Origin of the sequence: Rhodococcus sp. T7, assembly GCF_009872365.1 — a bacterium.
In the GTDB taxonomy this organism is placed as follows: domain Bacteria; phylum Actinomycetota; class Actinomycetes; order Mycobacteriales; family Mycobacteriaceae; genus Rhodococcus_F.
Window position 1 is genome coordinate 128 of the sequence record NZ_WXYH01000147.1, and the last position, 4,161, is coordinate 4,288.

Here is a 4,161-nt window from a genome sequence, read left to right on the forward strand (position 1 = left end):
GGAGGCGGTGCCCGAGGCTCCGATCGCGGAGGCGGTGCCCGAGGCTCCGATCGCGGAGGCGGTGCCCGAGGCTCCGATCGCGGAGGCGGTGCCCGAGGCTCCGAAGGCGGAGGCGGCGGAAGAACCTGAGCTAACTCCTGAGGAGGAGCTCAGAAGATTGATCGCGGACCAGGCAGCCGACCAGGCGCGGGGCGATGTGGGATTGACCGATGTCGAGCCAGGTCTCGACAACATTCTCAACCTCCCCGAGTTCCAGAGCGCCATTGCTGATGCGTCTGACGCTTTTGCGCGCTTGCAGAACATCGAGAGTCCAAAGAACATCGCGGGTACCCCCGGCGGCGAGCCGGCCACGAGCGGCTGGTCCGGCGACAAGATCGGAGCCACCGAGCAGGCAGGAGTGGAGGGCGCTGAGGCCGGCCACGAGACTGCGCCGCACCCGTTTGACCCGCCCGACGCAGAAGGTATGTATGAGAATTCCCATTCTGAACGGCAGAAAGCCGCCGGTACCAGCGATCAGATCTTCGCCTCGTCGAAGGTGATGTGCCCGACGTGCCAGGACTGGTTCTCGCAGCGGGCGGGCCTGGAAGCGATGCCCCAATTCATTGGCGATCCATCGGGAGTGCACGTGTTCATGCCTAACGGCAGCCATAGCCTGATTCCGCATCCATCCGGCGCGGAAACGATGTTCCGTCGTTGACCGTGAAGCGATGCGGACCACGACACGGATGGCTCCGTGCCTAGATTTCGAGAGGATCATCTTTCTGCTGGACCGTCGTGATGCAAATGAACCGCTGGGCACCACCGGTGTGTGCACGACTTGCTGTGTGGCGCCCTGAGGATTACCAGAGCGTGAGCGGAAGTCCGGCGGATTCGGCGAGGTGAATCCGCAATTCGATGCTGTCGCGTCCGTCGCCGTTTGCGAGTCCAGCACGGACGGCGGAGGCGACGGCTCGGGTGCGCCCGGCGGGACCGCGAATGTCGGCAAGTGGACTGGCGAGGTTCCGCCGACGCAGGTAGTACTCGGTGCGGTTGACGGCGTTGGTGCCCAGGCGCATGTGGTGTGGGTTGACGCACCCGGCGAAGTCGCATTGATGGCACAGCACCGCGTCATCGGCACCGGACCACCCCAGTCTTGGGATCACTCCGTACTCGAGCTGGTAGGCGAACAGGTGCGCGGGCACGGTGCCACGTCGAGACGTGCCGGGCAGGCTCGCGGCCCGGAAGGAACCGTGGCCAGTTGATGAGACCCCGGCCAGCCACGGTGTGCATAGGTTCCCGGCACGCTGATAGCGCTTGGCCTCGAACCGAGCGACAATCGTTGGCTCCGAGAGCCACGATCGCCACAACCGTGCAGGAACGCGAACCGGTTGAGGCTGCCCGATCAGAGCGAGCTGCTCGTCCTCCGCGTGTGACGAGGGAATGGGCATACCCGGGAGCGGGGAAATGCCGCTGGTGATGCTCAGGGTGTCCTCCACTCAACCGGTTCCGGGTGCTGTTACCGGCGAGAGTAGAACCAGGGACCGACACGGCAGCCATCGTGCGCATAAGGGTGATCAGTGGCGTCTCAGGGTCTGCAACGGGAACGCCCAATTACGCGATGTACTGTTTCGACCCGCCGAAGAAGTAGTCAGGAACCGCAGCCCACGATGTCATTGCAGATTGCCCCCTCCGTCAAGCGCCGGACCGCCGACAAATGGGTGGAGGCACTCGCCCGCCATCTGTATCCGGGTGAGATCGCCTGGGCGGTGGCGAGCACATCGGCCATGTATCCACCGTGCGATGGCCTCGTCATCACCAATGCCCGCCTACTCGCTTTCACCGGTCGCGATCTCAGCGCGACCGGACCGAAGAGCGGCGTGGACGCGGACACTATTCACCGCTTCGACTTCACCGCGTACGGATCCGCGAAGACCTTGGTAGTCACCACACGGTCTGGCCAGCAGATGTCCTTTGGCTCCATCCCCGACGAGGACGTGCCGTTCATTAGCCACTACTTGCACCACCTCGTAGCCGCAGGGTTCCCCGCGGGCATGCATGCGGCGGCCGACGCTCAACGCGCCGACGCGCAGACACGTATCGATGCGGAACGTCGAGCTGCGGGAGAACGGGCCGAGACCGCACGAGGGGAAGCGGAAGAACGCGCAGAGGCGCAGCGGCAGGCCGTTCAACAGCGTGCTCACGAGAAACAACAGAAGGCACTACGCCGAGACGAGGAGCGAGCCGCCGCCGCCGAACAGAAGGACCGAGAGCAGCGGGCGGCGGAAGCGGAACGGGAGCGAATCGAGGGCCGACGTGGGCGGGTCGAGGTATTCGGCCCGAGGGTGACGAAGGCGGCGTGGCGGTATCTCGAACAGCATTCCCATGCGGATGAGTGGCCGTGGTTCGTCGTTGTCAGTGACTCGATGGGCGGTGTCCTTGCTGCGTTCGAAGATCGACTGATGATCGTGAAGACCGGGAGTTACACCAGCTTCATGGCCGGCTCACTAGGTGGGGGTCGAGTGACGACGTTTCCCTACACTGAGATCACCAACATAGAGTTCAACGGCGGAATCGTGAACGGTGTTCTGGAGATCCTGTCACCCAGCTACCAAGGCAGCGCCCAACACGACTTCTGGCGTAACGCGAACAAGTCGCGGAACAAGGCTGCGGACGATCCGTACACCCTGTCGAACTGCCTGCCACTGGGCAAAGCGTTATACAAGCGGGCACTTCCACGGCTCAACGAATTGCAGCGCAAGATCGCCGACAGCAAGCGACCCAACTTTGTAGTCCAGGTTCCGACACTGCCTCAGTCGGGTAGCGCGGGTGGTCTTGCCGAGGAACTTCGACGCTTGGCGGATTTGCACGCGGAGGGCGTTCTGGATGTTGACGAGTTCGCGACGGCGAAACAGGCGGCCATCCGAAAGTATAGCTGACACGAGAGTCCCGATAAACGAGTGCCCCGACCCGCGACCGAAGCGGGACGCTCGTTGCGTGTTGTTGTCGATGGCCTACACGACCCAGCTCACCATGATGATCGCATCGTAGATGCCGTGGGCCATGATCGATGGCCAGAGCGATCGTGTGTAGAGCGCGAGTGCAACGTAGACCACGCCGCCGATGAACGCCGAAACGACGTTGCCGGTACCGAAGTCCGAATGCGCTAGCGCGAACAGGGCGGTGGATGCGGCAGCGGTGATCGCGATGAGGATCGTTGCGTGCGGCCGCCACCGGTGCACGATCAGTGGGAGGCTACGGAAGACCACTTCCTCGAAGAGGCTTGCACCGAGAAACGACGCTGCAAGCGCGCCATAGAGGCCGAGAGCTTTCACGTTCGCAAGCCGAGTTTCCTGCGCGGCAAGCTCTGCGGGATCGACTACGGGAAAGGACTCGCTGATCAGCACTGAGAGGTAGTGATAGTCCAGAAATGCGAGCACAGTGGGAATGAGCACGATCCACACCAGCTGAGTGCGCACCGCTACTTGTCGATCCCGAATCCGTACCGGCCCGAGACCCAGCCAGCGGAATCCGCGCACGAACTCCGCGCGGACACTCCATGACGGCCCCAGTGGAGGAACGTTCTTCACCAGGAACGCGGCCAGGGCGAAGATGATCAGTGCGCCGAGGACTGCCGAGATTGGGTGATCGGGAGCAAGGTTCGCCGCCCATAATGTTCCCAGCAGCGGTCCCGCAAGTGTGATGAGGAATCGCTTATCGCGCGCGCTAGCATGGCGGTCACCTTCGGATGGTTTGTCCTGTTTGTCGATCGCGGCATCGCTCATCGAGATCCCCCCGAAGTGATGAACATGAGCGTGCCACCGACACATGCAGTGTCAGTGGCACGATGGTGTGAGACTTTGGTCAGGCCGACGCTGCGAGGTTGTCCTCCGCCGATTCGGGTGCGGTGGTGACCGCTCCGCTGTTGGTCGGTGTCACCGCTTCTTTCTGGGCGCTCTTGCGGGGCCGGCGTTGCGGTCCGCGTCGGCTGGGCTTGCTGTCGTCGGCCTGCCACCGTTTCAGATCGGCCTCGCTGAACCCGGCGCTGCGCGCGACGGCGAGTGCGTCGGCCAACGCCTTCTTGTTCGCGGCGTCGGCGCGGGCGAATTCTTCGCGGGTGTCGGCGAGAGTTTTGTGTGCTGTGGCGACGACGCGGATCGCCTGCATCTTCTTCTCGGCTTCTCG

At 63.4% G+C, this 4,161-nt stretch carries 5 protein-coding genes; 2 read left to right on the top strand and 3 right to left on the bottom strand.

The window, feature by feature from the left end; all coding sequences use genetic code 11:
* A partial coding sequence (locus MLGJGCBP_RS16575; protein ID WP_201453092.1) for a hypothetical protein occupies positions 1–697 on the top strand: 697 nt, incomplete at its 5' end.
* A 142-nt stretch (positions 698–839) separates the two neighbouring features.
* Here MLGJGCBP_RS16575 and MLGJGCBP_RS16580 read toward each other — a convergent pair.
* A complete protein-coding gene (locus tag MLGJGCBP_RS16580; protein WP_160096984.1) occupies positions 840–1,427 on the bottom strand; it encodes a hypothetical protein in 588 nt (195 codons plus the stop codon).
* 270 nt (positions 1,428–1,697) lie between these two features.
* Here MLGJGCBP_RS16580 and MLGJGCBP_RS16585 point away from each other — a divergent pair, with 270 nt between their 5' ends.
* Positions 1,698–2,915: an SHOCT domain-containing protein gene (locus tag MLGJGCBP_RS16585; protein ID WP_160096978.1), complete on the top strand. Its 1,218-nt coding sequence runs from the start codon at positions 1,698–1,700 to the stop codon at positions 2,913–2,915.
* 75 nt (positions 2,916–2,990) lie between these two features.
* Here the strand turns inward: MLGJGCBP_RS16585 and MLGJGCBP_RS16590 are convergent, their stop codons facing one another.
* Positions 2,991–3,761 (bottom strand): CPBP family intramembrane glutamic endopeptidase, encoded by a 771-nt coding sequence (locus MLGJGCBP_RS16590; protein WP_160096980.1) that lies wholly within the window; start codon positions 3,759–3,761, stop codon positions 2,991–2,993.
* 79 nt (positions 3,762–3,840) lie between these two features.
* On the bottom strand, positions 3,841–4,161 hold a 321-nt coding region (locus tag MLGJGCBP_RS16595), incomplete at its 5' end, for a hypothetical protein (protein ID WP_160096982.1).

Coding starts and splice junctions, on each gene's coding strand:
- MLGJGCBP_RS16590 (WP_160096980.1), bottom strand. CDS start 3,761: ATGAGCGATGCCGCGATCGACAAACAGGACAAACCATCCGAAGGTGAC.
- MLGJGCBP_RS16580 (WP_160096984.1), bottom strand. CDS start 1,427: ATGCCCATTCCCTCGTCACACGCGGAGGACGAGCAGCTCGCTCTGATC.